The organism is Azospirillum fermentarium (genome assembly GCF_025961205.1).
Lineage (GTDB): Bacteria > Pseudomonadota > Alphaproteobacteria > Azospirillales > Azospirillaceae > Azospirillum > Azospirillum fermentarium.
The window spans coordinates 1,969,726-1,996,380 of sequence record NZ_JAOQNH010000001.1 but is presented as its reverse complement, the minus strand read 5'-3'; the positions used below and the strand labels follow the sequence as shown (position 1 = coordinate 1,996,380).

At 68.6% G+C, this 26,655-nt stretch carries 26 protein-coding genes; 14 read left to right on the top strand and 12 right to left on the bottom strand.

Going from position 1 to position 26,655, the window contains the following annotated elements; translation table 11 throughout:
• The first annotated feature begins 45 nt into the window (after window positions 1-45).
• The 6 genes from dapA to M2352_RS09490 all read left to right on the top strand — a co-directional run bounded on the left by dapA (window position 46) and on the right by M2352_RS09490 (window position 4,302).
• Window positions 46-918: a 4-hydroxy-tetrahydrodipicolinate synthase gene (dapA, locus tag M2352_RS09515; RefSeq protein ID WP_264664254.1), complete on the top strand. Its 873-nt coding sequence runs from the start codon at window positions 46-48 to the stop codon at window positions 916-918.
• A gap of 21 nt (window positions 919-939) precedes the next feature.
• On the top strand, window positions 940-1,419 hold the full coding sequence (gene smpB / locus M2352_RS09510; protein ID WP_264664253.1) for an SsrA-binding protein SmpB: 480 nt from the start codon (window positions 940-942) through the stop codon (window positions 1,417-1,419).
• 14 nt (window positions 1,420-1,433) lie between these two features.
• Window positions 1,434-2,480, top strand: a complete 1,047-nt coding sequence (locus tag M2352_RS09505) for a methyltransferase (RefSeq protein WP_264664252.1) — start codon at window positions 1,434-1,436, stop codon at window positions 2,478-2,480.
• A gap of 156 nt (window positions 2,481-2,636) precedes the next feature.
• Window positions 2,637-3,071 carry a CBS domain-containing protein gene (locus tag M2352_RS09500; protein WP_264664251.1) on the top strand — a complete coding sequence of 145 codons (435 nt, stop codon included), beginning with the start codon at window positions 2,637-2,639 and terminating at the stop codon, window positions 3,069-3,071.
• Between the two features lie 106 nt (window positions 3,072-3,177).
• Window positions 3,178-3,888 carry a DUF2076 domain-containing protein gene (locus M2352_RS09495; protein WP_264664250.1) on the top strand — a complete coding sequence of 237 codons (711 nt, stop codon included), beginning with the start codon at window positions 3,178-3,180 and terminating at the stop codon, window positions 3,886-3,888.
• A 198-nt stretch (window positions 3,889-4,086) separates the two neighbouring features.
• Entirely contained in the window at window positions 4,087-4,302 is a 216-nt protein-coding gene (locus M2352_RS09490) for a hypothetical protein (protein WP_264664249.1), read from the top strand.
• A 26-nt stretch (window positions 4,303-4,328) separates the two neighbouring features.
• On the opposite strand, the gene M2352_RS09485 is transcribed toward M2352_RS09490, so the two are convergent.
• The 6 genes from M2352_RS09485 to fabD form a co-directional block, all read right to left on the bottom strand.
• Window positions 4,329-4,727 carry a DUF2934 domain-containing protein gene (locus M2352_RS09485; RefSeq protein WP_264664248.1) on the bottom strand — a complete coding sequence of 133 codons (399 nt, stop codon included), beginning with the start codon at window positions 4,725-4,727 and terminating at the stop codon, window positions 4,329-4,331.
• Window positions 4,728-4,818: 91 nt separating this feature from the next.
• Window positions 4,819-5,829: an endolytic transglycosylase MltG gene (mltG, locus tag M2352_RS09480; RefSeq protein WP_264664247.1), complete on the bottom strand. Its 1,011-nt coding sequence runs from the start codon at window positions 5,827-5,829 to the stop codon at window positions 4,819-4,821.
• A gap of 17 nt (window positions 5,830-5,846) precedes the next feature.
• Complete coding sequence (gene fabF, locus M2352_RS09475) at window positions 5,847-7,109, bottom strand: beta-ketoacyl-ACP synthase II (RefSeq protein ID WP_264664246.1); 1,263 nt, start codon at window positions 7,107-7,109, stop codon at window positions 5,847-5,849.
• Window positions 7,110-7,260: 151 nt separating this feature from the next.
• Window positions 7,261-7,494 carry an acyl carrier protein gene (locus M2352_RS09470; RefSeq protein WP_264664245.1) on the bottom strand — a complete coding sequence of 78 codons (234 nt, stop codon included), beginning with the start codon at window positions 7,492-7,494 and terminating at the stop codon, window positions 7,261-7,263.
• A 206-nt stretch (window positions 7,495-7,700) separates the two neighbouring features.
• A complete protein-coding gene (fabG, locus tag M2352_RS09465; protein ID WP_264664244.1) occupies window positions 7,701-8,441 on the bottom strand; it encodes a 3-oxoacyl-[acyl-carrier-protein] reductase in 741 nt (246 codons plus the stop codon).
• 35 nt (window positions 8,442-8,476) lie between these two features.
• Entirely contained in the window at window positions 8,477-9,424 is a 948-nt protein-coding gene (gene fabD, locus M2352_RS09460; RefSeq protein ID WP_264664243.1) for an ACP S-malonyltransferase, read from the bottom strand.
• Window positions 9,425-9,759: 335 nt separating this feature from the next.
• Between fabD and rpsF the strand changes: the two genes are divergently transcribed.
• The 5 genes from rpsF (at window position 9,760) to M2352_RS09435 (ending at window position 13,501) form a co-directional block, all read left to right on the top strand.
• Window positions 9,760-10,206, top strand: a complete 447-nt coding sequence (gene rpsF / locus M2352_RS09455) for a 30S ribosomal protein S6 (protein WP_264664242.1) — start codon at window positions 9,760-9,762, stop codon at window positions 10,204-10,206.
• Window positions 10,207-10,476 (top strand): 30S ribosomal protein S18, encoded by a 270-nt coding sequence (rpsR, locus tag M2352_RS09450; protein WP_264664241.1) that lies wholly within the window; start codon window positions 10,207-10,209, stop codon window positions 10,474-10,476. It abuts the gene before it with no gap.
• Window positions 10,477-10,543: 67 nt separating this feature from the next.
• Complete coding sequence (locus tag M2352_RS09445) at window positions 10,544-11,509, top strand: YybS family protein (protein ID WP_264664240.1); 966 nt, start codon at window positions 10,544-10,546, stop codon at window positions 11,507-11,509.
• On the top strand, window positions 11,509-12,078 hold the full coding sequence (gene rplI / locus M2352_RS09440; RefSeq protein ID WP_264664239.1) for a 50S ribosomal protein L9: 570 nt from the start codon (window positions 11,509-11,511) through the stop codon (window positions 12,076-12,078). Before M2352_RS09445 ends, rplI begins: the two co-directional genes overlap by 1 nt.
• Window positions 12,079-12,256: 178 nt before the next feature.
• On the top strand, window positions 12,257-13,501 hold the full coding sequence (locus tag M2352_RS09435; protein WP_264664238.1) for an SAM-dependent methyltransferase: 1,245 nt from the start codon (window positions 12,257-12,259) through the stop codon (window positions 13,499-13,501).
• Here the strand turns inward: M2352_RS09435 and M2352_RS09430 are convergent.
• The 6 genes from M2352_RS09430 to M2352_RS09405 all read right to left on the bottom strand — a co-directional run bounded on the left by M2352_RS09430 (window position 13,452) and on the right by M2352_RS09405 (window position 19,682).
• Window positions 13,452-14,816 (bottom strand): response regulator, encoded by a 1,365-nt coding sequence (locus M2352_RS09430; protein ID WP_264664237.1) that lies wholly within the window; start codon window positions 14,814-14,816, stop codon window positions 13,452-13,454. The two genes, M2352_RS09435 and M2352_RS09430, sit on opposite strands and share 50 nt — an antisense overlap.
• Before the next feature lie 245 nt (window positions 14,817-15,061).
• A complete protein-coding gene (gene fusA, locus M2352_RS09425; RefSeq protein WP_264664236.1) occupies window positions 15,062-17,203 on the bottom strand; it encodes an elongation factor G in 2,142 nt (713 codons plus the stop codon).
• A gap of 56 nt (window positions 17,204-17,259) precedes the next feature.
• Window positions 17,260-17,466 (bottom strand): hypothetical protein, encoded by a 207-nt coding sequence (locus tag M2352_RS09420; RefSeq protein ID WP_264664235.1) that lies wholly within the window; start codon window positions 17,464-17,466, stop codon window positions 17,260-17,262.
• The gene (locus M2352_RS09415; RefSeq protein ID WP_264664234.1) at window positions 17,463-18,623 is read right to left on the bottom strand and encodes a PP2C family protein-serine/threonine phosphatase; all 1,161 of its coding nucleotides are present in this window, start codon (window positions 18,621-18,623) and stop codon (window positions 17,463-17,465) included. Before M2352_RS09415 ends, M2352_RS09420 begins: the two co-directional genes overlap by 4 nt.
• Window positions 18,624-18,636: 13 nt before the next feature.
• Window positions 18,637-19,239, bottom strand: coding sequence for an ATP-binding protein (locus M2352_RS09410; RefSeq protein WP_264664233.1), 603 nt, complete (start codon window positions 19,237-19,239; stop codon window positions 18,637-18,639).
• Window positions 19,240-19,373: 134 nt separating this feature from the next.
• A complete protein-coding gene (locus tag M2352_RS09405; protein WP_264664232.1) occupies window positions 19,374-19,682 on the bottom strand; it encodes an STAS domain-containing protein in 309 nt (102 codons plus the stop codon).
• A 269-nt stretch (window positions 19,683-19,951) separates the two neighbouring features.
• Here M2352_RS09405 and M2352_RS09400 point away from each other — a divergent pair, with 269 nt between their 5' ends.
• Genes M2352_RS09400 through M2352_RS09390 form a run of 3 tightly spaced genes read left to right on the top strand, consistent with a single transcriptional unit; the run spans window position 19,952 to window position 26,477 of the window.
• Window positions 19,952-22,252 carry a PAS domain-containing sensor histidine kinase gene (locus M2352_RS09400; RefSeq protein ID WP_264664231.1) on the top strand — a complete coding sequence of 767 codons (2,301 nt, stop codon included), beginning with the start codon at window positions 19,952-19,954 and terminating at the stop codon, window positions 22,250-22,252.
• Window positions 22,249-25,125 carry a hybrid sensor histidine kinase/response regulator gene (locus tag M2352_RS09395; protein ID WP_264664230.1) on the top strand — a complete coding sequence of 959 codons (2,877 nt, stop codon included), beginning with the start codon at window positions 22,249-22,251 and terminating at the stop codon, window positions 25,123-25,125. The genes M2352_RS09400 and M2352_RS09395 overlap by 4 nt, the downstream gene beginning before the upstream one ends.
• Window positions 25,122-26,477: a DUF1329 domain-containing protein gene (locus M2352_RS09390; RefSeq protein ID WP_264664229.1), complete on the top strand. Its 1,356-nt coding sequence runs from the start codon at window positions 25,122-25,124 to the stop codon at window positions 26,475-26,477. The genes M2352_RS09395 and M2352_RS09390 overlap by 4 nt, the downstream gene beginning before the upstream one ends.
• The last annotated feature ends 178 nt before the right edge of the window (window positions 26,478-26,655 follow it).

Below are 26,655 nucleotides of genomic sequence, written 5' to 3'. Positions count from 1 at the left end.
GATCCTCTTTTCCCCCGTTGTGTCCGTCCCTGAGAGGTGGCCCCCATGTTCCACGGTTCGATCGTCGCGCTCTTGACCCCGTTCAAGAACGGCAAAGTGGACGAGGCCGCGTTCCAGTCCTTCGTCGAATGGCAGGTTGCCGAAGGCACCCACGGGCTGGTTCCCTGCGGCACCACCGGCGAATCCCCCACCCTGTCCCATGACGAGCACAACCGCGTCGTCGAGCTGTGCATCGAGGCGGCGGGCGGCAAGGTTCCGGTCATCGCCGGCACCGGCTCCAACTCCACCGAGGAGGCCGTCGCCCTGACCCGCCACGCCAAGCAGGCGGGTGCGGCGGCGGCCCTGGTGGTCACGCCCTATTACAACAAGCCGACTCAGGAAGGTCTCTACCAGCATTTCAAAGCGATCCATGATTCCGCGGATTTGCCGATCATCATTTACAACATTCCCGGCCGCAGTGTCGTGGATATGTCGATCGCGACCATGGCGCGGCTGGCAAAGCTGCCCAACATCGTCGGCGTGAAGGACGCCACCGCCGATCTGGTCCGCCCCTTGCGCACCCGGCTGGAAATCGGTCCCGATTTCTGCCAGCTCTCGGGCGAGGACGCCACCGCCATCGCTTTTCTGGCCCAGGGCGGCGTGGGCTGCATCTCGGTGTCGGCCAACGTGGCGCCCAAGGCGTGCGCGGCCATGCAGGATGCCTGGCGCACCGGCGATTACGCCACCGCCTATCATTACCGCGACCTGCTGATGCCGCTGCACCATGCCATGTTCGTGGAAACCTCGCCGGGTCCGGTGAAGTACGCCGCCAGCCTGCTGGGCAAGTGCGCGGAAGACGTGCGCCTGCCGCTGGTGCCGGTCAGCGACGCCACCCGCGAAACCGTCCGCGCCGCCATGGTGTCGGCGGGCCTGCTCTAAGACCATAAGGAGAAAGCCACCGTGGCCGCGCGCGATCAGGAACCCCGGCGTCTGGCGGCGCAAAACCGCCGCGCGCGCTTCGATTTCTTCATCGAAGACACCATGGAGGCCGGGCTGATGCTGACCGGGACGGAGGTGAAATCCCTCCGCTCCGGCCGCGCCAGCATCAACGAGGCGTACGCGGGCCTGACCCGCGACGGCGAGCTGATGCTGGTCAACGCCTATATCCCCGAATACATGCAGGCCGGGCGCTGGCTTCAGCACGAGGTGCGGCGCCCGCGCAAGCTGCTGGTCCACCGCCGCGAACTGACCAAGCTGGCCGCGTCCATCAAGCAGAAGGGCGTAACGCTGATCCCCATGTCGGTCTATTTCAACGACCGTGGGATCGCCAAGCTGGAAATCGGCATCGCCACCGGCAAGAAAAAGGCCGACAAGCGCGAAACCGAAAAGCAACGCACCTGGCAGCGCGACAAGGCCCGCCTGATGCGCGAACGCGGCTGATACCGGAAACACGGATGAGCAACCGTCTGGCCCAGCGGGCCGCGGCGCGCGAGGCGGAGATCGCCGGCGTCGCCGAACAGGCCCTGTGCGGCCTTCACCACCCCGGCCCCCTGCTTCTGGTGGGGGACGGCACCGGCACGCTGCTGCCGGCGCTGACCACCCATGGGGTGGATGTCACGGAATGGCAGCGCCACGCCTTCACCGATGTGGCGGCCCGCGCGGTTTCCCCGTGGCCGGTGGATGGTTCCTTTGCCGGGGCGGCCCTGCGCCTGCCCCACGGCTGGGGGGCCTTTGCCATGATGCTGCACGCGGTGGCCGCCCGGCTGCCGGCAGGGGCGCCACTGTGGATCTATGGCGGCAACGACGAGGGCATCGCCACCGCTCCTAAGCGGCTGGACGGGCTGTTCGATGGCGGCGAGCCGATCCTGATCAAGCGCCGCGCCCGCGTTCTGGCCCTGACCCGCACCGATGCCCCCGCCCGCGGGAGCCTGGACGAGTGGCGGGAGGACGTGATCCTGTCGGGCGACGGGCTGCTGGCCGGGCCGCTGACGCTGGCGTCCTGGCCGGGACTGTTCGCCCATGGCCGGCTCGACCCCGGCACCGCCCACCTGCTGGAGGTGCTGCCGCCGCTGAAAAGTGCCGCGCGGGTGCTGGATTTCGGCTGCGGCGCCGGGGTGATCTCCGCCGAGATCCGCCGCCGCCACCCCGACAGCGCACTGACGCTGCTGGACGTGGATTCCCTGGCGCTGCACGCCGCCCGCACCAACCTGCCGGGGGCGGAAACCCTGCTCAGCGACGGCTGGGGCACCATGCCGCGCGGGGTGCGCTATGACCTGATCGTGTCGAACCCGCCGTTGCATCGCGGGGGGCATGAGGATTTCGCAGCATTGGAATCCCTGGTGCGCGACGCGCCCAACCGGCTGCGCCACGACGGGGTGCTGATCGCGGTGATCCAGCGCACCGCCGGGGCCGGCAAGCTGATCCAGGCCCATCTGCCCATCACCGAATGCCTGCTGGAAACGCCGCAGTTCCAGGTGTGGCGCGGGCGGACGGGGCGGTAATAGTCCTCTTACAAGATATTCCTATCACCGAAGTCGAACAGCCCTGTCCCCAATGTCAGGGTTGCCGATCATGGCTGTGTTCCGCATTCTTCCTTTGGCTGTCACCAAGAAACAAACACAACGGACAGCCTCTCACCAACGAGGGAGGATTGCTCGATGCACACCCGTCCGGTTCGGGATATTGTCCGCCACCAGCGTATCTTCACCATTACCCCCGATACCACCGTGCGCACCGCCGCCGTGATGATGAAGGAATTCGGCGTCGGGTCGCTGATGGTGACCGCCGGTGACCGGCTGACCGGCATCTTCACCGAACGCGACGCGCTGTTCCGCGTGCTGGCCGGCGGGCTGGACCCCACCCGCACCACGGTCGAGCAGGTGATGACCCCCGATCCCCTGACCGTCACCCCCGATTGCATGGTCCTGAACGCGCTGCACCGCATGCACGACGGCGGGTTCCGCCACATGCCGGTGGTCGAGGACGGGCGCCCGGTCGGCATGGTGTCGATCCGTGATGCCGTCGGCCCGGAACTGGCAACCCTGGAACGGGAACTGGACGAGAAGGAAGCGCTGGCCGAGATCCTGGCCTGAGCCGTTTCCTGACACCGGGGCCCCTTGCACCGGGACCGTCACACCGCCACATGACAACCGCCGCGGCATTGCTGGCCGCGGCGGTTTTTGCTTTCAGGAGAGACGGATGACGCCCGAGGAACGCGCCCTGATCGACGATCTGTTCCGCCGCCTGCGCGACGCGGAGGCCCAGCCGCGCGACCCGGAGGCCGAGCGGCTGATCCGCGAGGCCGCGCAGCACCAGCCCAACGCCGTCTATTACATGGCCCAGGCCGTGCTGTTCCAGCAGCAGGCCCTGAGCGGCGCCCAGCAAAAGATCGAAGCCCTGGAAAGCCGCATCCGTGCCCTGGAGACCGCCGCCCCCGCCCAAGCGCCGACGGGCGGCGGTTTCATGGGCGGGGTGCGCAGCCTGTGGGGCGCCCCGCCGCCCTCCCCCGCCGTACCGGCACCGGTTCCGCAACAGCCGGCGGCGTCCGGCGGTCCGTGGGGCCGGCGCCTGTCCTACCCCGCCGCCCCGGCGTCAGCCGGTTATGGACAGCCGGCTTTCGGCGGCCCCGGCATGGGTTATGCGCCCCAGGGGGGCGGGGGTGGTTTCCTGGCCGGTGCGGCACAGACGGCGGTCGGCGTGGCCGGCGGCATGCTGGCGGCCAGCGCCATCCAGTCGATGTTCAGTTCCGGCACCGCACACGCCGCCGAAGCGGCCCAGGGCGCCGTGTCGGAGACCACCATCAACAATTTCTATGGCAATCCTCCGGCGGATACCGGTGCCACCGACGCCGCTTATGACGATGCCGGTTTCGATGATTCCGGGTCGGACGGCGGCGACGACTGGATCTGATCGCCTTTCACACACCATCTTCAAGAAAAGCGGCCCTATCAGAAGAAGAAATCATTCGATATTTCGGATAGCGCCGCTCTTCGAAAGTGGTAGTGCAAAATATGACCGGAAATTGCCCAGACCAGGAAAGAGTTTGTTAACCGGCAGAGGCCAAAAGTGCCTCATCGCGCCTGTCCCGCGCATCGCAGGAGACAAACAATGCCTGGACTCACCATCGCCGCCGAACTCCGCAAGGCCTGCCGCATCCACGCCCGGCTGCTCGATGCCTTCATCGACATGACGGAGAAGGAGTTGCACCAGCTCCCGCCGGGCTTCGCCGAGGAAAGCCTGCGCGAAACCCTGGAGCGGATGCGCGATGCCCGCAAGGAATACGGCTCCATGGCCGGCGTCGTGGTGGTGTCCAACGCCGCCTGACCACACAAGGACGCGGTGAACCGGGATCAGGCCGGGGCCGTGGACGTCTTGCGCCGGGTGCGCGTCGTCTTCGGCTCCGCCGCTTCCGTCTTTTCCGCAAGCTTCGTGGTGACCGTGGGGGCGGCCGCCTTCCTCACCGCCGGCTTGCGGGCCGGGGCCTTGGCCGCCGGTTCCGCTTTTTCCACAGCAGGCGGAGTGGTCCGGGTGCGCTTCGGTTTCGTGGGCGCCTTGTCCGCCACCTCAGCCGCTGGCACTGCCGCTGCCGCGGCGGGAGCCACGGACGCCGTTTCCGTTTCGGTCAGGCCGCCGGCGATGTCGCGCTCAGCCTGCATCCAATGGTCGGTGTCCCGCCCATGCGGACAGCCTTCTTCCAGCCAGATGGCGTAGGCACGTTCGCGGATGCGCTTCTGCACGTCCGTTTCCATTTTCCCTTCCCCTTCCGCATGGATCGACACCCAGTCATGGTGCCGTCAGCGGGGAAGCGGCGCAAGCATCCAGATAATAATAGCCCCAAGGTTATTCCGGTGAAGGATCCGGGGCCCCGTTGGCCCTCTGCCCTTCACGCCAGCGGGTAACGTTGCGGTTGTGGTCGCTCAAGCTCTTGGCAAAGGCGTGACCGCCGGTGCCATCGGCGACGAAATACACGAACTCGTGCTTTTCCGGCTGGGTCGCCGCCACCAGCGCCGCCCGTCCGGGGTTGGCGATAGGGCCGGGGGGAAGCCCCCCCGTCACATAGGTGTTGTAGGGCGAGTCCACCTTCAGATCCGCCCGCGTCAAGGGACGGGTGAAATCCGTCTCGCCGTTGGTCAGGGCATAGATCACCGTGGGGTCCGATTGCAGCCGCATGCCGGTGCGCAGACGGTTGACGAACACCCCGGCCACCCGCGGGCGTTCCGCCGCCACGCCGGTTTCCTTCTCCACCACCGACGCCAGGACCAGCGCTTCGGCGGGGGTGCGCAGCGGCAGGTCGGCGGCGCGGCTCTTCCACGCGTCGGCCAGCGCCTGATCCATGGCGGCCTTCATGCGGGACAGCAGCGCCGCCCGGCTCTCGCCATACGAGAAATGATAGGTTTCCGGCAGCAAAGACCCTTCCGCCGGGCGCCCGTCGATGATCCCGGACAGCAGCGGGCTGGCGGTCAGCAGCCCGGCCACCTGCTGGCTGGTCAGCCCTTCGGGGACGGTGAGCTTGTGAACCACGGGCTTGCCCTGGCGCAGCAGGTCCAGCGCCCCGGCCACACTGACCCCGGCGGGAAAGACGAACTCCCCGGCCTTCAGGTCACGGCGTGGTCCATGGAATTTGGTGGCGGCGGTGAACAGCAGCGGGTTGTCGATAACCCCCGCCTGCCACAGCGTCATGGCGATGGTTTCGGTGCCGCCGCCCCGCGGGATCACCACCGCGGCAGGAGCGGTCAGAGGCCCCGGCGCGGTGACGGCACCCTGTGCCCACGTCACCGCATACCCGGCAAGCGCCGCAGCGCCAACGACGAGGGCCAGCCCCCCGGCGGCAATCCGGAGACCCCAGCCCATCGTCATCCTCCGCCGTGTCAGACGTACTCTTTGAACACCAGCGAGGCGTTGGTGCCGCCAAACCCGAAGGAGTTGGACAGCGCCGCCTTCACCGTGCGTTCCTGCGCCACCTTGGCCACCAGATTGACGCCCAGGCAGCTATCCGACGGATCTTCCAGGTTCAGCGTGGGCGGAACCACGCCATGGTTGATCGCCTTGATGGAATAGATGGCTTCCACCGCACCGGCCGCGCCCAGCAGATGGCCGATCGCCGACTTGGTGGACGACATGGCGACCGTGTCCATGGCCGCCCCGAACAGGCGGCGCACGGCCCCCAGCTCGATCTCGTCACCCAGCGGGGTGGAGGTGCCGTGGGCGTTGATGTAGCCGATGTCTTCGGGGTTCAGCCCGGCGCGCTTCAGCGCACCGCGCATGGAGCGGAAGCCGCCGTTGCCGTCTTCCGCCGGGGCGGCCAGATGGTAGGCATCGCCCGACAGGCCATAGCCGATCACCTCGGCATAGATGTGGGCGCCGCGCTTCTTGGCGTGCTCCAGCTCTTCCAGGACCAGGATGCCCGAGCCCTCGCCCATGACGAAGCCGTCGCGGCCCTTGTCATAGGGACGGGACGCGCGGTCGGGCGTGTCGTTGTAGCCGGTGGACAGCGCGCGCATGGCGGCGAAGCCGGCGATGCCCAGACGGCAGATGGCGCCCTCGGCCCCACCGCAGACCATCACGTCGGCATCGTCCAGCATGATCAGCCGGGCGGCATCGCCGATGGCGTGCGCACCGGTCGAGCAGGCGGTGACCACCGCGTGGTTCGGCCCCTTGAAACCGTAATTGATGGAGACATGCCCCGACGCCTCGTTGATGAGGCACGCCGGAATGAAGAAGGGGGAGACGCGGCGCGGCCCCTTTTCATGCAACGTCACAGCGCCTTCGGCGATGCCGGCCAGACCGCCGATGCCCGACCCGATCATGACGCCGGTGCGCTCACGGTCTTCGTCCGTGGCGGGCACCCAGCCCGAATCGGCGATGGCTTCGTTGGCCGCCGCGATGGCGTAGATGATGAATTCGTCCATCTTCCGCTGATCCTTCGGCGGAACATGGGTATCGGGGTTGAACAGACCCTCGCCGTCACCGCGCGGCACCTGGCCCGCGACCTTCGAGGGCAGGTCGGAAACATCGAACCGGGTGATGGAGCCGATGCCGGATTCGGCATTGATGAGGCGGTCCCAGTTGCGCTTGTGGCCCACGCCCAGCGGCGTGACCAGACCGAGGCCGGTAACGACGACTCGTCTCATGGACTGTTCCTGACCTTGCGTTCAATGGCGCGTTCGGCTGAGACGGATCCCGCCGGGTGCGCTGTCGTGTTCACGAAAGACGGGACGCCGGGCCGCGGATCCGCGGCAGCCGGCGTTTCCCGATGCGACGCTTTCAGGCGCGCAAACCCGATCAGGTGTGCGCCTGGATGAAAGCGATGGCGTCCTTCACCGTCAGGATCTTTTCCGCGGCGTCGTCGGGAATTTCGCAGCCGAATTCCTCTTCGAAGGCCATCACCAGTTCCACGGTGTCCAGGCTGTCGGCACCCAGATCATCGATGAAGGCCGCGTTTTCGGTCACCTGGTCGGCATCGACGCCCAGATGCTCGACGACGATCTTCTTCACACGCTCGGCGATGTCACTCATTTCTTTGACCTTCCAGTTCCTTGAAACCGTTTTGGAAATCCGCTCGGGAAACCGTCCGGCACCTCTGCCGGAGCGGCCACGCCTCGGCGTGCGTGTCGCGATGCCGCGAAAGCCCCGTCCGATAACACATTTCGGCGTGCTTGACCAGCGTCGGCGCGAACCGCCCCGGCGCCCGGCCCCGCCCGCCGTTGGGCGCAGGCCCTTGCTCAGATCATCGCCATGCCGCCGTTGATGTGCAGCGTCTGACCGGTGACGTAAGCGGCCTCGTTGCTCGCCAGGAAAACCACCCCGGCGGCGATCTCCGCCGGGTCGCCCATGCGGCCGGCGGGAATCCCATTGAGAATCTTGTCTTTCTGCTCACCGTTCAGCGCCTCGGTCATGGCCGAGGTGATGAAGCCCGGTGCAACACAGTTGACGGTGATGCCGCGCGACGCGACCTCCGCGGCCAGCGCCTTGGACATGCCGATCAGACCGGCCTTGGAGGCGGCATAATTGGCCTGCCCCGGATTGCCGGTGACGCCGACGACCGAGGTGATGGCGATGATGCGGCCGAACCGGCGCTTCATCATGCCCCGCATCACCGCGCGCGACAGGCGGAAGGCGGCGGACAGGTTGACGTCCAGCACCGCCTGCCAGTCCTCGTCCTTCATGCGCAGCGCCAGCTGGTCGCGGGTCAGGCCGGCGTTGTTGACCAGAATGTCGATCCGCCCGCCCAGCGCCGCCTCGGCGTCCTTGGCAAGCTGCTCGGTGGAGGCGGCGTCCGACAGGTTGGCGGGCACCACCACCGTGCGCTCGCCCAGTTCGGCGGCCAGCGCGTTCAGCGGATCGACCCGCGTGCCCGACAGGGCGACGGTGGCGCCCTGGGCGTGGAGCGCGCGGGCGATGGACGCACCGATGCCACCCGAAGCCCCGGTGACGAGAGCGGTCTTGCCGGTCAGATCGAACATGGGATCACTCTATCTCTGTGGTCGCGGGCAGGGGATCAGGCGTTGAAGGCGTTCAGGAACGACTCGACGTCCGCCGGGGTCTGCACCGACACCGCCGACACGCTCTTGTCGATTCGCTTGGCAAGCCCGGCCAGCACCTTGCCGGCCCCGGCCTCCACCAGCGCGGTCACGCCCTGCTCCTTCATGAACAGCACGCCTTCGCGCCAGCGGACCATGCCGGTCACCTGCTCCACCAGCAGCCGGCGGATCTCGGCGGGGTCGCTGACGGCGGACGCGGTGACGTTGGATACCACCGGCACCACCGGCGCGGTGACGGCCACCGTCTCCAGCGCCGCGGCCATGGCGTCGGCGGCGGGCTGCATCAGGGCGCAATGGAACGGCGCGCTGACCGGCAGCCGGATGCAGCGCTTCAGCCCGCGCTCCGACGCCAGCACGATGGCGCGGTCCACGGCGTCGGCATCCCCCGACACCACCACCTGCCCCGGCGCGTTGTCGTTGGCACACGCGCATACCTCGCCCTGGGCGGCGTCGGCGGCGATGGCCTGGGCCTGTTCCAGATCGGCACCCAGCAATGCTGCCATGGCGCCCTTGCCCACCGGCACCGCCTTCTGCATGGCCTGCCCGCGCAGCTTCAGCAGGCGCGCGGTGTCGGCCAGCGAAAAGGCCCCGGCAGCGCACAGCGCCGAATATTCACCCAGCGAATGGCCGGCGACGAACATGGCGTGCTTGGCGAGATCGACCCCGCCCTGCTGGGCCAGCACCCGCATCACCGCCACCGACACGGCCATCAGGGCCGGCTGGGCGTTCTCGGTGAGGGTCAGGTCCTGATCCGGCCCTTCGAACATCAGGCGGGACAGCCGCTGATTCAGCGCGTCGTCCACTTCTTCAAAGGTGTGCCGCGCCACCTCGAAGGCTTCGGCCAGTTCGCGGCCCATACCGACGGCCTGGCTGCCCTGGCCGGGGAAGACGAACGCCCTGCTCATACGCTTGGTTCACCTGTCTTGTGTCGGCGCGGCGGGTCCGGCCCGGACCTGTCGTTTCCGCGCGAATTGGGCGACAGTCATACCCTGCCCTTTTCCCAAGTCAAGGGACGTTGCGCGGTTCACCGTGCGAAAAAGGATGAATTCGGCTGTTTTCAGGCCGATTGGGGCGGGAAATTCCTTGCCCGCACGCGCCGCCTGTGCATACTGCGCGGCTTCACAAGCTCCTTGCCGGCGGACCCGACACATTCTTTGTGCCGCCGGCTAGGTCCGGGCGGCTGACCGTTCCAATGGTGGAAGGCACAGCGCCGGGCCACGAAACAGCCATGGGGAGTCGAATGGCTTTGTACGAGAGCGTGCTCATCGCGCGCCAGGATATCTCGGCCGCGCAGGCCGAACAGCTCGGCGAGACCTTCGCCCAGATCGTCCGCGACAACGGCGGACAGGTCGCCAAGACCGAATACTGGGGCCTGAAGACGCTGGCCTACAAGATCAAGAAGAACCGCAAGGGTCATTACCTCATGCTGCACATCGATGCGCCGGCCGCCGCCGTCGCCGAGATGGAGCGCAACATGAGCATCAGCGAAGACATCCTTCGCTACATGACCGTGCGCATCGAAAAGCTGGACCCCGGCCAGTCGGTGATGCTGCAGAACCGCGGCGAGCGTGGTGAACGCGGTGAGCGCGGTGAACGCGGTCCCCGCCGTTTTGACGACCGTGGCCCCCGTGGCCCCCGCCGTTCCGAAGCCCCCGCCGCCATCGCCTCCGAAGGGGAGTCCGCGTAAATGAGCGACAAGCAGACCACTGGCGCCCCCGCCCGCAGCGGCGGTCCCCGCCGTCCGTTCTTCCGCCGCCGCAAGACCTGCCCGTTCTCGGGCGCCAATGCTCCGGCGATCGACTACAAGGACGTCAAGCTCCTGTCGCGCTTCATTTCCGAGCGCGGCAAGATCGTGCCGAGCCGCATCACCGCGGTGTCCACCAAGAAGCAGCGTGAGCTGGCCCGCGCCATTAAGCGCGCCCGGTTCCTGGCGCTCCTGCCTTACATCGTGAAGTAAGCAGGACGGCAGAACAGGTAACACCATCCGAAGACGCACCCCGAAGACGCATATGGAACGGAATGCCATGGGTGGAAAGCTTCCCCCCGGCCTGACCGTCGCCTTCGGCAGCGGCATCCTCGCGGCGCTCTTTTACGCCGCGGTGCTGCTGGGCGGGTTCGGTGCGCTGATTCTGGGCTATCTGGCGCCGTTGCCGCTGATGGCCGCCGGTCTGTGGCAGGGAACCGCCGCGGCCGTGCTGGCTTCCATCATCGGCACGATGCTGGTGACGCTGCTGATGCAGGAGGAGACCGGGGGGCTGGTGGCGACACTGGGCTTCCTGATCACCTCGGCCCTGCCCGCCCTCGTGGTGGTGCGCCAGTCGCTGCTGGCCCGCACCGCCCCCGATGGCGGGCTGGAATGGTATCCGCCAGGCCGGCTGATGCTGGTTCTCGCCGGTGTCGGTCTGGGCGGGGTTGCCATTGCCATGGTGATGGCGATGGGCGAGCCCGGCGGGCTGGAAGGGGTGATCCGTCAGGCGTTGAGCCGGATGGCGCTTCTGGTCGCCCCCGGGCAGGCCGACGCGCTGGGACCGGACGCCATGTGGATCGCACCGGCCATGCCCGGTCTGGTGGTGATCTCGTGGCTGCTGATGACGGTGGTCAACGGCACGCTGGCCCAGGGGCTGCTGTCGCGGTTCGGGCTGAACCGCCGTCCGTCCATGCGGATGGTGGACTTCACCCTGCCGCACTGGTCGGCCCTGGCCTTGTCGCTGGCCTGCGCCGGTGCGGTGCTGCTGGACGGAACGCCGGGATTTGCCGCCCTGACGGTGGCGCTGGTTCTGGGCGTGCCGTTCCTGTTCGCCGGTCTGGCCGTCGTCCATGCGGTGGCCCGGCGGCAGAAGGCATCGACCGCCCTGTTGGTGGCAGTGTACCTGTTCGTGTTTCTGATTGGATGGCCGATCCCCTTTCTGGTCGGCCTGGGCATGATCGAGCAATGGATGGGGTTTCGCGCGCGGCTCGCCGCCCGGAAACCCGATCAGGAGGACGAGTGATGGAAGTTATTCTGTTGGAACGGGTCGAGAAGCTCGGCCAGATGGGCCAGGTGGTCAAGGTTAAGCCCGGCTACGCCCGCAACTACCTGCTGCCGCAGAAGAAGGCCATGCGCGCCACCAAGGCGAACCTGGCCGTCTTCGAAAAGCAGCGCGCCCACCTGGAAGCCGTGAACCTGGAGCGCCGCAAGGACGCCGAAGTCGTCGCGGCGAAGATGGACAAGGTGTCGGTGGTGATCACCCGCCAGGCCGCCGAAACCGGCGTTCTGTACGGTTCGGTCGCCAACCGCGACGTGTCGGAGGCGCTGACCGCCGCCGGCTACATCGTGGACCGCAAGCAGGTCGCCATCGAGCAGCCGATCAAGACCCTGGGCCTGTTCCCGGTGCGTCTGGTCCTGCACCCCGAAGTCAGCGTCACCGTGACCGTCAACGTGGCCCGCACCCTGGAAGAAGCCGAGCTTCAGGCCCAGCGCGGCGCCATGGTCACCGCCGCCGACCTGCTGGAAGAAGAAGAAGAAGCGGCTGATGAAGCCGAAGAGACCGCCGACGAGGAAACCACCGAAGAAGCCTGATTTCAGGCCCTTCGCGTCCTCGACGGCTCGTCATGCCAGGGCCGCCCACCCCTCCGGGGTGTGGCGGCCTTTGGTATGTCCGCATTTGGGGTACTCCTTTCGCGCCACGCTGCCCGCCGCACCGCATGATAGCCTTCGGACGATTCCAATCTGTCCCTGATGCGGCGGAGGATGCGGGATGCTGCTCGCGCGTTTGCTGGCACCGGCGGTCACGGCCGGCTCCATCACCCTGATCGACGGTCACGGCCACGCCCATCACCTGGGGCGTGGGGATCCCCACGTCACTTTACGCCTGCACGACCCGGCCCTGCACCGGGATCTGGTGCTCCGCCCGCGGCTGGTGTTCGGCGAAGCCTATATGGACGGGCGGCTGACCGTGGACGACGGGCGGCTTTACGACCTGCTGGCGATCCTGTCGTCGGGATCGGAGGTCCAGGGGATGCTGGGGCGGGTGGCCTCGTGGCTGGAACCCATCGCCCGGCGGCTGCACCAGACCAACCCGCTGGCCCGCTCGCGCCGCAATGTCGCCCACCATTACGATCTGTCGGAGGATCTCTACCGCCTGTTCCTCGACCCGGACATGCAGTATTCGTGCGCGTACTTCCCCACCCCCGACACCACGCTGGAGGAGGCACAGGCGGCCAAGAAACGCCACATCGCGGCCAAGCTGCTGCTGCGCCCCGGACACCGGGTGCTCGACATCGGCTGCGGCTGGGGCGGCATGGCGCTGACGCTGGCGCGGGACACCGGGGCCGAGGTCCTGGGCATCACCCTGTCGCACGAACAGCTTGCCGTCGCCCGGCGGCGGGCGGATGAAGCCGGGCTGCAGGACCGCGTGCGGTTCGAGCTGTGCGATTACCGCACGCTGACCGGGCGGTTCGACCGCATCGTGTCGGTGGGCATGTTCGAGCATGTGGGCGTGCCCCACTATGGGGCCTTCTTTGCCGGCCTGCGCGACCGGCTGGAGGATGACGGGGTGGCGCTGGTGCATTCCATCGGGCGCAGCGACGGTCCCGGATCGACCAACCCGTGGTTCCGCAAGTACATCTTCCCCGGCGGCTATTCCCCCGCCCTGTCGGAGGTGCTGCCCCATGTGGAGCGCACCGGGCTGTGGGCCACCGATGTGGAGATCCTGCGCCTGCATTACGCCGAAACCCTGCGCCACTGGCGCGAACGCTTCCGGGCCCGGTGGGCCGAGGCGGCGGCGCTGTACGACGAACGCTTTTGCCGTATGTGGGAGTTTTATCTGGCGGGGGCCGAAATCGCCTTCCGCTATCAGGGTCACATGGTGTTCCAGATCCAGTTGAGCCGGTCGCCGGGGGCGGTGCCGCTGACCCGCGACTATATGCTGGACACCGAACGCGCCCTGACGGTCACGGTGCGGGAATCGCCCCCAGAGCGGCGGCGAGCTGCTGGGGAGTGACCGGCTTGACCATCACGGCCAGCCCCATGGCCTCGGCCTCCGCCAGACAGGTTCCCCCGGTTTCCCCGGTCAGGATGACGCCGGGAACCGGGCCGAACCGTTCGCGCACCCGCGACACCACCTCGGTCCCCACCCGGTTGTTGCGAAGCTGGTAGTCGGCCATCACGATGTCGGGCTGCTGCCCGCCGGAAGCCAGCCGCTCCATGGCCTGATCGGCGGAGGCGGCGGTCACGATCTCGTACCCCCAATCGCTCAGCACCGCCTCCAGCCCCATCAGCACGATGGGATCGTCATCCACCAGCAGGATGCAGCGGCCCCCGTTCCGCCCCGCCTTGGAGGGGGCAGACGGCCGGGCTTTCTGCGGCGGCTGCCCCAGGCCGGCAACGGCGGCCGCAGCGGCCCGGACGGGAGGCTGGGGGAGCCTCACGGAGGGCGAGGGCACTTCCTGTCCGCGGGGGACGGTGATGGTCCACTCCATCCCCTGCCCCACCGCCGGCATCACATCCACCGGATGGTTGAGCCGGCGTGACAGAGGAAGGACAGCCTCCAGCCCGGTTTCGCCCGGCGGAAAGGTGGCCGTGCTGCGAACCACGATCTGCACCGCCCGTGGGCTGATGCGGCAACCCAGGCCAACGGCGCCGCCGGGAGATTGGCGCATCGCCGTGCCGATCACCCCGCCGATCATCCGCAGCAGCAGCGCACGGTCGCTGCGCACCATGACCGTGCCGTCCACCGTCTGGCCCGGCTGCCATGCCAGACCGCGGCCCTCGACCGACGCCTGGTGGACGGCAGCAGCCTTTTCCATCAGACCGGCCAGCGGCACATCTTCCAGATGGGGGATCGGCTCGGGATCGGGGGCCGGCACCCGCTCGCGCTCCGCCTCGCGCCGTTTGCCGGCGGTGATGTCGCGGAAGGTCACGGCAAGCCCGTTGGGAATGGGATAGGCACAGACCGCGAACCACGCTTCCAGCGGGGGATGAAACACCGCGCTTTCCACCAGTTCCTGCTGTTCCATGGCCTGACGGCACGCCGGGCCGAACCCCACGGTCACCGCGTCGGACACCACATCCCACAGCCCCTTGCCCTCGGGCGCGTAGGGCGCATTCAACAGCACGCGCGCCCGGTCGTTCATGTAGGTCAGGTGCCAATCCTGGTCCACCGCGAACACCCCGTCGGTGGAGCTGTCAAGAATGCCGGTCACGCACCGGCACCGGCTCATCCGCATCTGCTGCCACGCAGCCATTGCCGCAGCAGCCAGAACCGCCGCCGCCACGGCCACCAGCACCATCCCGATCACCGCAGAAGAGAACGCCATGGAACCACCCGTGCAGGAGTGTCAGGCCAACCCATCAACTTTAGGCAGGCACACCGTTTCATGACCGGGTTAATTGATCCTTAACTATCTCTTTTGCACGCCGGTCCTACGCCCTCAGACCTAGGACCACACCCTCCGTGAGCAGAATTGCGCCCATCCCCTCCCCAAACGTTCGGGCAAAGAAAAAGCCCCGGTGTTTCCACCGGGGCTTTTCCCGCAGACAGTCCGCGTCAGAGGGGGACGGCTCAGGCCGCCTTGCCGCTCTTGGCGATGACTTCGTCGGCCACGTTCTTCGGCACCGGATCGTAGTGCGAGAACTCCATGGTGTACGAACCACGGCCCGAGGTCATGCCGCGCAGTTCGCCGATGTAGCCGAACATTTCCGACAGCGGAACGTGGGCTTCCACGGCGATGTTGTTGCCGCGCTCCAGCTGGCCCAGGACGGTGCCGCGGCGGCGGTTCAGGTCGCCGATGACGTCGCCCAGATATTCGTCGGGGATCACCACCTCGACCTTCATCACCGGTTCCAGCAGGACCGGGCCGGCCAGACGCATGGCTTCACGGAAGCAGGCCTTGGCGGCGATTTCGAACGTGAGCGCGTTCGAGTCGACGTCGTGGTACTTACCGTCGGTCAGGGAGGCGGAGAAGTCCACCGTCGGATAGCCGGCGAGCACGCCGTCTTCCTTCTGCATCTGCAGGCCCTTGTCCACGCTGGGGATGTATTCGCGCGGAACCGTGCCACCGACGATCTTGTCCTGGAACTTGTAGCCTTCGCCCCGCTCCAGCGGCTCGAAGCGGATCTTCACTTCGGCGAACTGGCCCGAACCGCCGGTCTGCTTCTTGTGGGTGTAGGTGTGCTCGATCGGCTTGGTGATGGCTTCACGATAGGCCACCTGCGGACGGCCCATGACGCCTTCCACGCCGAATTCCGTACGCATACGGTCCAGCGTGACTTCCAGGTGCAGTTCGCCCATGCCGCGCAGAATGGTCTGGCCCGAGTCCTTGTCGGTTTCCAGACGCAGCGACGGGTCGGCGCGGACCATCTTGCCCAGGGCGGTGGAGAACTTGTCCTGGTCGCTGCGGTTCTTCGGCTCCACCGACACCGAGATCACCGGCTCGGGGAAGCGCATGCGTTCCAGAACCACCGGGGCGGTGGCGTCGCACAGGGTGTCACCGGTGTCGGTTTCGGCCAGCGACACGAAGGCGACGATGTCACCGGCGCGGGCTTCGTCCAGATCGTTGGTGTCCTTGGCGAACATTTCCACGATGCGGCCGATGCGCTCGCGCTTGCCGCGGGTGGTGTTCAGCAGCGACTGGCCCTTGGTGACCACGCCCGAGTAGACGCGCACGAAGGTCAGCGAACCGAAGCGGTCGTTGACGACCTTGAACGCCAGGGCGGCGAAGGGCTCTTCGTCCGACGAGGCGCGCTCGCCGTTCGGGTTGCCGTCCGGGTCCACGGTCTTGATGGCGTCCACTTCCGTCGGCGACGGCAGGTACCACAGAACCGCGTCCAGGAGCTGCTGCACGCCCTTGTTCTTGTAGGACGAGCCGCAGAGCACCGGCACCAGGGTGCTCTTCAGCGTGCCGCGGCGCAGGCATTCGCGCAGCACCTCGACCGAGGGATCCTCGCCGGTTTCCAGGTACGCTTCCATGGCGTCATCGTCCATCATCAGCGCGGCGTCCAGGAGCTCCTGGCGCAGCGTGGGGACTTCGGCCAGCATGTCGCGGTCGTTCTGGTTGGTGAAGTTCAGCTTGTCGGCGATGTCGTCGCTGACGTCCCAGACTTCCCAGGTCGAGTCCTTCTCTTCCGAGAACCAGACATAGGCCTTCATCTCGACCAGATCGACCATGCCGCGGAAATCGTCTTCCGACCCGATCGGAACCATGATCGGAACCGCGTTGGCGCCCAGACGGTCCTTCATCATCTGCACGGCGCGGCGGAAGTTGGCGCCCGAGCGGTCAAGCTTGTTGACGTAGCACAGACGCGGCACGTTGTAGTTGTCGGCCAGACGCCAGTTGGTCTCGGTCTGCGGCTCCACGCCGGCCACGCCGTCGAACACCACCACGGCACCGTCGAGCACACGCAGCGAACGGTTCACCTCGATGGTGAAGTCCACGTGGCCGGGGGTGTCGATGACGTTGATCTTCTTGTCCTTCCAGAAGCAGGACACCGCTGCCGACTGGATGGTGATGCCGCGCTTCTGTTCCTGTTCAAGGTAGTCGGTCGTGGTGGACGACTTCAGATCCTTGGTCTCGTGAACGTCCACGATCGTGTGCTTGCGGCCCGTGTAGTACAGGATACGCTCGGTCGTGGTCGTCTTACCGGCATCGACGTGGGCGATGATGCCAATGTTACGAATTTCGCTCAGAGGCGTTGTGCGCGGCATAAAAAAACTCCGTGGTGCGGAACCGGTTCGGCGTGCTGAATCCCAGGCGCGGGGCGTCACACCCCAATCAGAGAGGCGCCATACAGGTCACCGCCGGAAAAGTCAAACGACAGTTTGTTGAGCACAGTTCCCGCACCCTTGGCAAGTGCAGCGGAACGCGCGGCAGACGGAACGCGAAAACGCGCCCCGGCACAAGAAGAGATTTCAAGCATGAGCAATGCGCCCACGGTAACGCTGCCCCCGCCGGGCGCCGGACGGGTCATGGCCGGCTGATCCACAGGGCGGTCAGATCGTCGGTCAGCGGACGGGGAATGCGGGCGAAAAAGCCTTCCAGCACCGCATGCAGAGGGGCATCGGGCCGGGCCACGGCGGCGTTGCGCGCCAGGGCCTCCACCCCGTCGTGACCGAAGCTGCCGTCATCCGCCGCCCGTGCCTCCACCAGCGCGTCGCTGTAGAGGAACAGGAACGCGCCGGGGGGAAAGGGCACCGTGCGGTCGGTGTACTGGGCCTTGCGCGACACCCCCAGCACCAGCCCGGAAGAATCGAGCCGCACCAGATCCCCCTGCCCCCGCCGCCCGGCGAACGGGTTGGGGGCGCCGGCCCCGGCATAGGTCAGGGTGTCGGCCACCGTGTCGATGATGCCGAAGAAGGCCGTGGCGAATTGCCCCACCGGCAGCACCTCCTTCAGCGCCTCGTTCAGCAGCGCCAGCCACCCGGCGGGCGTGCGCCCCGGCACCGGGATGCGGTCGATCAGGGTGTGCAGGCGGAAGGTGTTGATGGCCGCGGTGATGCCGTGGCCGGCGAAATCCACGATCAGGAATCCCACCCGCCGCTCGTCCACCGGCAGCACGGTCCAGAAATCGCCGCCCAGTTCCGACGAGGTTTCGAAATGGGGCGCGATGGACAGGCCGTAATGGCCGCCCACGTCCGCCAGCAGCTTCGGCTCGGGCAGCAGGGAGAGCTGCATGGCGCGGGCGTGGCGCAGCTCGTTTTCCACCCGCTGGCGGAACCGGGCCAGATCGTTGAACAGCTTGCGCTTTTCCAGGTGGTGGCGCACGCGGGCGACGCATTCGCCGGGGCGGATCGGCTTGGAGATGAAATCGCTGCCCCCCGCCTCGAAGCAGCGCACCTGCTCCTCGTCGCTGTCGAGCGCGGTCTGGAACAGGATGGGCAGTTCGGCATGCGCCGGGTCGGCGCGCAGCCGGCGGCACAGGGTCAGCCCGTCCATCACCGGCATGTCCACGTCCAGCAGGATCAGGTCGGGGCGGAACCGCTCGACCTTGGCCAGGGCCTCCGCCCCGTCGGCGGCGAACTCGATGGACTGGCACCCGGCCCGGCGGATCACCAGGGCCAGGGATTTCTGGGTGAAAGGGTTGTCATCGACGATCAGAACCCGGCAATCCTCCAGCGGCACCGCCATGCTCCGCCCCCTGTCAGGCCAGAGGAAAACGCAGACGCGTGCAGCGTCCGCCGTCGGTCACATCCACCGCCGCCGCCAGCGCCCGCATGAAGACGAAGCCGCGGCCCGACCGGGAATTCCCGTCCGCCTCCAGCGGCAGCAGCGCCCGGTCGAACCCCGCCCCCTCGTCCGCCACCAGGATGTCCAGGCACCCGCCGTCCCAGCGCGCCACGATGTCCAGCCGCAGCCGGCGGCGGTCCGGGTCGGCCAGCCGTTCGGCCAGCAGCCGGCCAAAGGTCTCGTACCCCTCCGGGTGATTCTTGGCGGCGCTGGCGATGCCCAGGTTGCCGTGGACGATGGCGTTGGCCACCGCCTCGTGCAGGCACAATTCCACCGTGCCGCGCGACGCCTTGTCCAGCACGCCCAGCCGCAGCAGCGCATCGCACACCGCCGCCGCCGGCTGCGCCGCCCACGCCAGCCGGGTGGACAGGGACAGGGCGAACAGGGCCCGCGGCACCGCCACCGGCACCCAGCCGTGAGCGGGCTCGGGCGGCGCGCCCTCGTCCGTCTCGACCACGAACGCGGCCTCCCCGGCCAGCAGACAGGTCAGCCCGTCGCGGTCCAGGCTGCCGCCCACCAGAGCGGCAGACCAATGAGCGCCCCTGCCATGCGGGGCCGCGGATGCGCCGGCGGCACGCGCCGCAAGCGCCGGAGGCACGGCCCCGCACCGGACGGCACCGCCGGGCAGGGACGCGGAGGACGGGCCGGCGGTCACGGCTCGACGGTCATCAACTCGTCGATCCGGGCCAGTTCGATGGACCGGCGCACCCCGCCCTTCACCCCGCGGATGACAAGGGTCAGTTGACGGTCCTGCGCCTCTTCCTGCAGGATCAGCAGCATGCCCAGGCCGGCGGAATCGATGAACTCCAACTGGCTGGCGTCGATGGTGAAGCGCGCCCCCTTCTCCATCCGGCTCATCTGCGCCACCATTTCGCGCAGGCGCTCGTGGTCGGTGAACTCCAGCCGTCCGTGCAGGCGCAGCGTCAGGCCATTGTTATCGATGTGCGAATCGAACTGCATAAGCGCCCTTGTTCCCAATCATGGTGACATAAAAACGCAATACACCCGGATGCACGGCCAAAAGCAGCGCAGGAAGAACCATGCCCGCCGCGTGACGAGGCGGCCCGTGTCATTGTGGCGGCGACTGTAACGGAACCATGATGCTTTTCACAAGCATCACAGAAACGTCATGAAACACCCCCGGATGGACGGCGGCGACCGCACCGCGGTAAAAGAGTGCCCAGTGGTGTCCATGGCCGGGCACGGCCGGTATCGGGGATGGGAAGGCGATGGCGATCAACCTGCCGGGTGCCGCGGCGTGGCACCGGATACCGTCGGTGTCGGGAAAGTTCCTGGCGGTGCTGGTGCCCGTGCTGCTGCTGGGGTCGCTGGCCTTTTCCGCCGGCTTCTTCGTGCTCAGGCACCGCACCCTGACGGAGGACCAGACCCGGCGCATGGCCGTGGTGGCCGAAAGCCACGCCGCCGTCCTGGCCGCGGTGCTGGACCGGGCGGACCACGGGGCGGCGCGCACCATCCTTCAGGCCATCGCCGCCCACCCCGACACCCCGTGCGCCGAAACCGGCGGCGGCGCCCCCGCCCTGGCCTGGCCCCCCGGCGGCTGCCCCGCGGGCGGACGGCTGGAACGGGTTCGGGTGCCGCTGCCGCCGGGGGGCACGCTCACGCTGGGCGTGTCCATGGCGGCGGTGGACGAGCGCATCCGGTCGGGCGTTCACGGGGCGCTGGTGCTTCTGGGGCTGATTCTGGGCGGCACGGTGGCGACGGCGCTGGCCGCCCACCGCATCAGCATCGCCCGCCCGCTCCGGCGCATGATCGAAGCTATGCAGCCCGGCGGCGCCGGGCGCCCGGTGGCCTGGGAATCGGCCGACGAACTGGGCCGGGTGGTCGCCGCCTACAACGCCACCCTCGCCCGGCTGCACGCGGAGGAGGAGGCACTGCGCCAGAGCCAGGAGCGGCTGACGCTGGCCATCGGCGCCACCCGCTCGGCGGTGTGGGACCACGACCTGATCACCGGGCGGTGCTGGTGGTCCCCGGAATTCCCCCGGCTGCTGGGCATGACGCCCGAAGACCTGCCCATGACCCCGGCCAGCCGCGCCGCCCTGATCCACCCCGGCGATGCGCCGGAGGTGCTGCGCGCCACCGAACGGCATATCCTGGGCGAAACCGAGTCGCTGGCCGTCACCTACCGCGTCCGCCGGTCCGACGGCGCGTGGCTGTGGCTGGAGGAGCGGGCGACCGCCGTGCGCGGCGCCGACGGCATCGCCCACCGCCTGACCGGCACCGTGTCGGACGTGACCGAACGGGTCCGTGCCGAACAGGCGCTGGAACGGGAGCACACCACGCTGCAGATCACGCTCGACAACGTGGAACAGGGCATCGTCATGGCCGACGCGGGCCTGCGGGTGGTGATGTCCAACCGCCGGGCCGCCGACCTGCTGAACGTGCCCGCCGATTTCCTGGCCGCCGGCCCCACCTATGCCGAGGTCATCCGCCGCCAGCAGGACAACGGCGAATTCGCCGACGACGCCGGCGACCCCGACCTGCACCTGGACGAATGGCCCGAGGGCACCCGCCAGCCCATGGCGTTCAAGCGCCGCTGCCGCAACGGCGCCGTGGTGGAGGTGCGGTCCACCCCGCTGGCCGGGGGCGGTTTCGTCCGCACCTTCCGCGACGTGACCGAAGAGGCCCGCAAGGCCGAGGAAATCTTCGACACCATGCTGGCGCTGGAGGAAGCCTACGCCAATCTGAAGGACACCCAGGCCAGTCTGGTCCAGGCGGAAAAGATGGCATCCCTCGCCCTGCTGGTGGCCGGCATCGCGCACGAAATCAACACCCCGGTGGGGGTGGCCTATGGCTGCTCCACCCATCTGGAGGGGCAGGCCGGCACCGTCACCGACGCGCTGGCCGCCGGGGGGCTGAAGAGGTCCACGCTGGAAAGCTTCCTTCACGATGCCGGAAACGCGGCCCGCCTGATCCGCCAGAACCTGGAACGGGCCGCCGGCCTGATCCAGAGCTTCAAGCGGGTGGCGGTGGACCAGACCAGCCAGGACCGCCGCCGCTTCGCCCTCGTCCCCTACCTGACCGAGGTGGCGGCGTCGCTGGACCCGTCGCTGCACCATCTGCGGTCCCGCGTGGCGGTGGACGGCCCCGCCGCCGACCCGGTGGCCATGGACAGCTTCCCCGGCGCCCTGTCGCAGATCGTGACCAACATCGTGATGAACGCCGACGTGCACGCCTTCGGCCCCGGCGGGCCGGGAGAGCCGGAACGGCTGGCCATCCACGTCGCCGCCCTGGCGGGGGACGAGGTGGAGATCCGTTTCCACGACAACGGCCGCGGCATTCCCCCGGCCCATCTCGCCCGTGTCTTCGACCCCTTCTTCACCACCCGCCGGGGCGAAGGGGGATCGGGGCTGGGGCTTCACATCGTCTTCAATCTGGTCACGCAGACGCTGGGCGGGCGCATCACCGTTGACAGCCCCCCCGGCGGGGGAACCACATTCACCCTGCGCCTGCCCCGCACCGCCCCGGTGCTCGACGCCGTTTCCCGCCAGCCGGAGCCTCTCCCCGCATGACCCGCGCGACCGACAGCGATGCCGACGCCCTGGACGCCGACGGCGGCCTCCTGTTCGCCGCCGAGGACGAGGGCGCCGCCGACGCCCTGCCCCCCTGGACCGTTCTGGTGGCCGACGACGAGCCGGACGTCCACGCCATGACCACGCTGCTGCTGGGCGACGTGCGGTTCCGGGGGCGGCGGCTGGCCTTCATCCCCGCCTTTTCCGCCCAGGAGGCCCGCGCCATCCTGGCCGCCGACCGGGCGGAGAACGGCCCCGGCGGCTCCATCGCCGTGGCGCTGCTGGACGTGGTGATGGAGGGGGAGAACGCCGGGCTGGATCTGGTGCGCTGGGTGCGCGAGACGCTGGGCAACAGCCACATCCGCATCATCCTGCGCACCGGCCAGCCGGGCCAGGCCCCGCCCCGCGACGTGATCCTGAACCATGACATCAACGATTACCGGGACAAGGCCGGGCTGTCGTCGGACGCGCTGTTCACCGCCCTGATCGCGGCCCTGCGCGGGTACGAGCAGCTTGCGGCGGTGGAGGCGCGGGTGGACGCCCGCACCCGCGAGCTGTCGGCCAGCCGCGAAAGCCTGCGCCGCCTGCTGGAATCGGCACCCGTGGGCGTGTGCGGCTTTTCCACCGACGCCCGGCTGATCTTCGCCAACAGCCGCCTGTGCGAGCTTCTCGGCACCCCGCGGGATGCGCTGGAGGGCTATCCCGCCTCCGCCCTCTTTCCCGACGGCGGGAGCCGCGACGGGGCCATCCGCCCGCTGCTGCGCGGGGCGGCGGTGCGCGATGCGGAAATCCCGGTGAAGCGGCCCGGCGGCGGCAGCTTCTGGGCGCTGGTGTCGGGGGGGCGGGCCGATCTGGACGGGCGGCCCTGCTACATCGCCTGGGTCACCGACATCACCCGGCGCAAGGAAACCGAGCGCCAGATGCACATCGCCAAGGAACAGGCCGAACAGGCGGCCTCCGCCAAATCGGCGTTCCTGGCGACCATGAGCCACGAGATCCGCACGCCGATGAACGGGGTGCTGGGTATGCTGGAGCTGCTGGAGCACACCCGCCTGGACGGCGGACAGGCGGAAGCCGTGGACACCATGCGCGAATCCGCCACCGCACTCCTGCGCATCATCGACGACATCCTGGATTTCTCGAAGATCGAAGCCGGCAAGATGGACCTGGAGCTTGAGCCGGTGTCCCTGACCGCGGTGGTGGAGGGGGTGGCGGAAACCCTGGCGCCGATGGCCCGGCGCAAGGGGCTGGAGCTGGTGACCCTGGTCGATCCCGCCATCCCCGCCGAACTGTTCGCCGACCCGGTGCGGCTGCGCCAGATCCTGTTCAACCTGGGCGGCAACGCGGTGAAGTTCACCGAACGCGGGCGGGTGGTCATGTCGGCCCACCTGCGCACCCGCGCCGACGGCTGGGTGCGGGTGCGGGTGGAGGTCTCGGACACCGGCATCGGCATCGGCGATGCCGCGCGGACGCGGCTGTTCCTGCCGTTCAGCCAGGCGGAAAGCACCATCACCCGGCGGTTCGGCGGCACCGGGCTGGGGCTGTCCATCTGCCGCCGGCTGGCCGCCCTGATGGGGGGCGACATCGGCGTGGACAGCGTGGAGGGGGCGGGGTCCACCTTCTGGCTCGACCTGCCCTTCGGCATCGCACGCACGCCGGCCCGCCCCGGCGGGGACGACGGTGCCCGCCTGGACGGGCTGGCCGTGCGCGTGCGCCTGCCCCCCGGACCGGAGCGGCAGGCGGCGCTGGCCTATCTGTCCGCGGCCGGCGCCGCCCTGCCTCCCGGCGGGGAGGAGATGACCGACGTGATGGTCACCGACGGGCCGAGCCCGCCGCTCCCCCTGCCCGTCCCGCTCACCGCCGCCGTGCCGGTGGTCCGCATCGCCAACGCCGAGGCCGAGGCCCATCACCACCCCGGCCCGGTGGTGATCCGCCCCATGCGCCGCGCCGCCCTGGTCCGCGCGGTGGCCGCCGCCGCCGGACGGCCGGTCCCGGAACCGCCGCCGCCCCCGGCCCTGTCCCCCTGCGCCGCCGGCCCCCTGATCCCCCCGTCCGAGGACGAGGCGCAGGCCGAGGGCCGGCTGATCCTGGTGGCCGAGGACAACCCCATCAACCGCAAGGTCATCCTGCGCCAGCTCAATTCCCTGGGCTATGCCGTGCATCTGGCCGCCGACGGGTTCGAGGCGCTGGCCGCGGTGGCCGAGCGCCCCTATGGCGCCCTGCTCACCGACTGCCACATGCCGGGGCTGGACGGGTTCGCGCTGACCCGCCGCATCCGCGCCCTGGAGCAGGAGGCGGAGCGCAACGGCACCCCGGCCCGCCGCCTGCCCATCATCGCCATCACCGCCGACGCGGCGGATGGCCAGGGCGGGCTGTACCGGCAGGCGGGAATGGACGGGTGGCTGCCCAAGCCGCTGACCCTGACGGCGCTGGCCGGCATGCTGGAGCCGCGGCTGCCGCCCGGCCGGGGCGGGCGCCCGGCCCGCCTGCCCGCGTCCGACCCGCCGCCCGTGACCGAGGATTTCGGCGCCCCCCCGGCCTTCGATCCGGGGCCGCTGCACGCCCTGTGCGGCGGCGACCCGGCGCTGATCCGCGAGATGCTGGACGAGTTCATCACTGTCGGCTGTGGTATCCTGGCCGACATCCGCGCCGCGGTGTCCCGCCGCGATGCCCGTGCCGTGCAGAGCGGCGCCCACAACCTGAAGGGTTCCGCCCGCATCGCCGGGGCGCTGGCGCTGGCGGAATCCGCCCGCACCCTGGAAACCGCAGCCCCCCGTGCCGACTGGCCGCGGATCGAGGCGCAGGCCGCCCTGACCGCCCGGTCCCTGGCCGACATGGAGCGGCTGCGCGACGAAGGAGGACTGCTGCCATGACCGGGAACCCCCCATCCGGCCCGGCCCGCCGCCATCTGCTCGCCGCCGCCGGCTCGGCCCTGCTGCTTCCCCTGCTGCCCGCCACAGTGCGGGCGCAGGAGCAGGCGTGGCCCGCCGGCCTGACGCCCATGGGTGCGGAGCGGGCCGCCAACAGCCGCGAAACCATTCCCGAATGGACCGGCGGCCTGTCCACGCCCGTCCCCGGCTATACCGAGGGGCAGCCGCATCCCGACCCGCTGATCGAGGACGGGCGGTGGTTCACCGTCACCGCCGCCGAGATCGACCGCTATGCCCGGCGGCTGTCGGCGGGCAGCGTGGCATTGCTGAAGGCGTATCCCAACAGCTTCCTGCTGCCCATGTTCCCCACGCGGCGCACCGCCGCGTATCCCCAGCGCGTCTATGATGCCACCGTCGCCAACACCGCCACCGCCCGCAACGAATCCAACGGGCTGGCGGTCCACGGGGCCAGGATCGGCGTGCCCTTTCCCCTGCCGAAGACGGGGGACGAGGCCATGTGGAACCATGTGCTGCGCTGGCGCGGCGAAAGCATGCGCGCCACCGACGGCGTGTTCGTCGTCGATCCGTCGGGCCAGCGCACCGTCACCCGCTACCGCCGCGACATGCTGTCGCCCTATGCCAGGGGGGAGGACGGCGCCATCGCGCTGATGACCCGCCGCACCGTGCTGCCGCCGTCGGACAGGGCGGGCGAGGCGCTGGCCCTGTGGCGGTCCATCGACCCCATCGCCGCACCGCCGCAATTCTGGTACCGCGCCCCCGGCAAGCCGCGGGTGATTCCGGCGTCGGATTTCTCCTACGACCGGCCCGACCCGGCCACCGGGGGGGTGCGCACCGCCGACATGATGGACATGTTCAGCGGCACCATGGACCGTTTCGTCTTCACCCTGGCGGGCAAGCGGGAAATGTACGTCCCCTACAACGCCTACCGTCTGGACACGCCAGTTCTGGGGCCGGACGACCTGCTGTGGCCGGGGCATCTGGCGCCCAACTTCCTGCGCTACGAGCTGCACCGGGTGTGGGTGGTGGAAGCGGCACGCCGCCCCGGATCCCGCCATGCCTTCGCCCGCCGGGTCTATTACCTGGACGAGGATTCATGGCAGATCCTGATGGCCGAGCATTACGACGGCAAGGGCACCCTGGTCCGCTATGCCGAGGCCCATTGCATCCAGGCGACCCAGGTGCCGTGCTTCACCCCGACGTTGGAAATCGCTCATGATCTGATAACCGGAAAGTATGTCGTCAGTGGCGTTGATAATCAAGAAAAGGCACCATCGTTCAATAAAGCGATTAAGAAAGAAATATTCACGCGAAACGGCTTGCAAAAGGAATCGTAATATATTTTGCTGGTAACCATAGCGTCATACGTGATGATACTGGCGATTGGTAATACCACTGTCATGTGATGGTAGTAAGATCGCCGCGCTGTTCGTTGCCGGAGCAACCTGCCATGCTTTCCTTATTCCGCACGTCCATTCGCGCCCGACTGCTGGGAACCGGCATCGGGATTTTCGT

Coding starts and splice junctions, on each gene's coding strand:
- rpsR (WP_264664241.1), top strand. CDS start 10,207: ATGAGCGACAAGCAGACCACTGGCGCCCCCGCCCGCAGCGGCGGTCCC.
- M2352_RS09420 (WP_264664235.1), bottom strand. CDS start 17,466: ATGACCCGTCCGGCGCCCGGCGGGGGCAGCGTTACCGTGGGCGCATTG.
- M2352_RS09485 (WP_264664248.1), bottom strand. CDS start 4,727: ATGGAAACGGACGTGCAGAAGCGCATCCGCGAACGTGCCTACGCCATC.
- M2352_RS09435 (WP_264664238.1), top strand. CDS start 12,257: ATGCTGCTCGCGCGTTTGCTGGCACCGGCGGTCACGGCCGGCTCCATC.
- M2352_RS09390 (WP_264664229.1), top strand. CDS start 25,122: ATGACCGGGAACCCCCCATCCGGCCCGGCCCGCCGCCATCTGCTCGCC.
- rpsF (WP_264664242.1), top strand. CDS start 9,760: ATGGCTTTGTACGAGAGCGTGCTCATCGCGCGCCAGGATATCTCGGCC.
- M2352_RS09505 (WP_264664252.1), top strand. CDS start 1,434: ATGAGCAACCGTCTGGCCCAGCGGGCCGCGGCGCGCGAGGCGGAGATC.
- M2352_RS09470 (WP_264664245.1), bottom strand. CDS start 7,494: ATGAGTGACATCGCCGAGCGTGTGAAGAAGATCGTCGTCGAGCATCTG.
- M2352_RS09500 (WP_264664251.1), top strand. CDS start 2,637: ATGCACACCCGTCCGGTTCGGGATATTGTCCGCCACCAGCGTATCTTC.
- M2352_RS09400 (WP_264664231.1), top strand. CDS start 19,952: ATGGCGATCAACCTGCCGGGTGCCGCGGCGTGGCACCGGATACCGTCG.
- fabD (WP_264664243.1), bottom strand. CDS start 9,424: ATGAGCAGGGCGTTCGTCTTCCCCGGCCAGGGCAGCCAGGCCGTCGGT.
- M2352_RS09415 (WP_264664234.1), bottom strand. CDS start 18,623: ATGGCGGTGCCGCTGGAGGATTGCCGGGTTCTGATCGTCGATGACAAC.
- fusA (WP_264664236.1), bottom strand. CDS start 17,203: ATGCCGCGCACAACGCCTCTGAGCGAAATTCGTAACATTGGCATCATC.
- M2352_RS09495 (WP_264664250.1), top strand. CDS start 3,178: ATGACGCCCGAGGAACGCGCCCTGATCGACGATCTGTTCCGCCGCCTG.
- dapA (WP_264664254.1), top strand. CDS start 46: ATGTTCCACGGTTCGATCGTCGCGCTCTTGACCCCGTTCAAGAACGGC.
- M2352_RS09395 (WP_264664230.1), top strand. CDS start 22,249: ATGACCCGCGCGACCGACAGCGATGCCGACGCCCTGGACGCCGACGGC.
- fabG (WP_264664244.1), bottom strand. CDS start 8,441: ATGTTCGATCTGACCGGCAAGACCGCTCTCGTCACCGGGGCTTCGGGT.
- M2352_RS09490 (WP_264664249.1), top strand. CDS start 4,087: ATGCCTGGACTCACCATCGCCGCCGAACTCCGCAAGGCCTGCCGCATC.
- M2352_RS09445 (WP_264664240.1), top strand. CDS start 10,544: ATGGGTGGAAAGCTTCCCCCCGGCCTGACCGTCGCCTTCGGCAGCGGC.
- rplI (WP_264664239.1), top strand. CDS start 11,509: ATGGAAGTTATTCTGTTGGAACGGGTCGAGAAGCTCGGCCAGATGGGC.
- M2352_RS09405 (WP_264664232.1), bottom strand. CDS start 19,682: ATGCAGTTCGATTCGCACATCGATAACAATGGCCTGACGCTGCGCCTG.
- M2352_RS09430 (WP_264664237.1), bottom strand. CDS start 14,816: ATGGCGTTCTCTTCTGCGGTGATCGGGATGGTGCTGGTGGCCGTGGCG.
- mltG (WP_264664247.1), bottom strand. CDS start 5,829: ATGGGCTGGGGTCTCCGGATTGCCGCCGGGGGGCTGGCCCTCGTCGTT.
- fabF (WP_264664246.1), bottom strand. CDS start 7,109: ATGAGACGAGTCGTCGTTACCGGCCTCGGTCTGGTCACGCCGCTGGGC.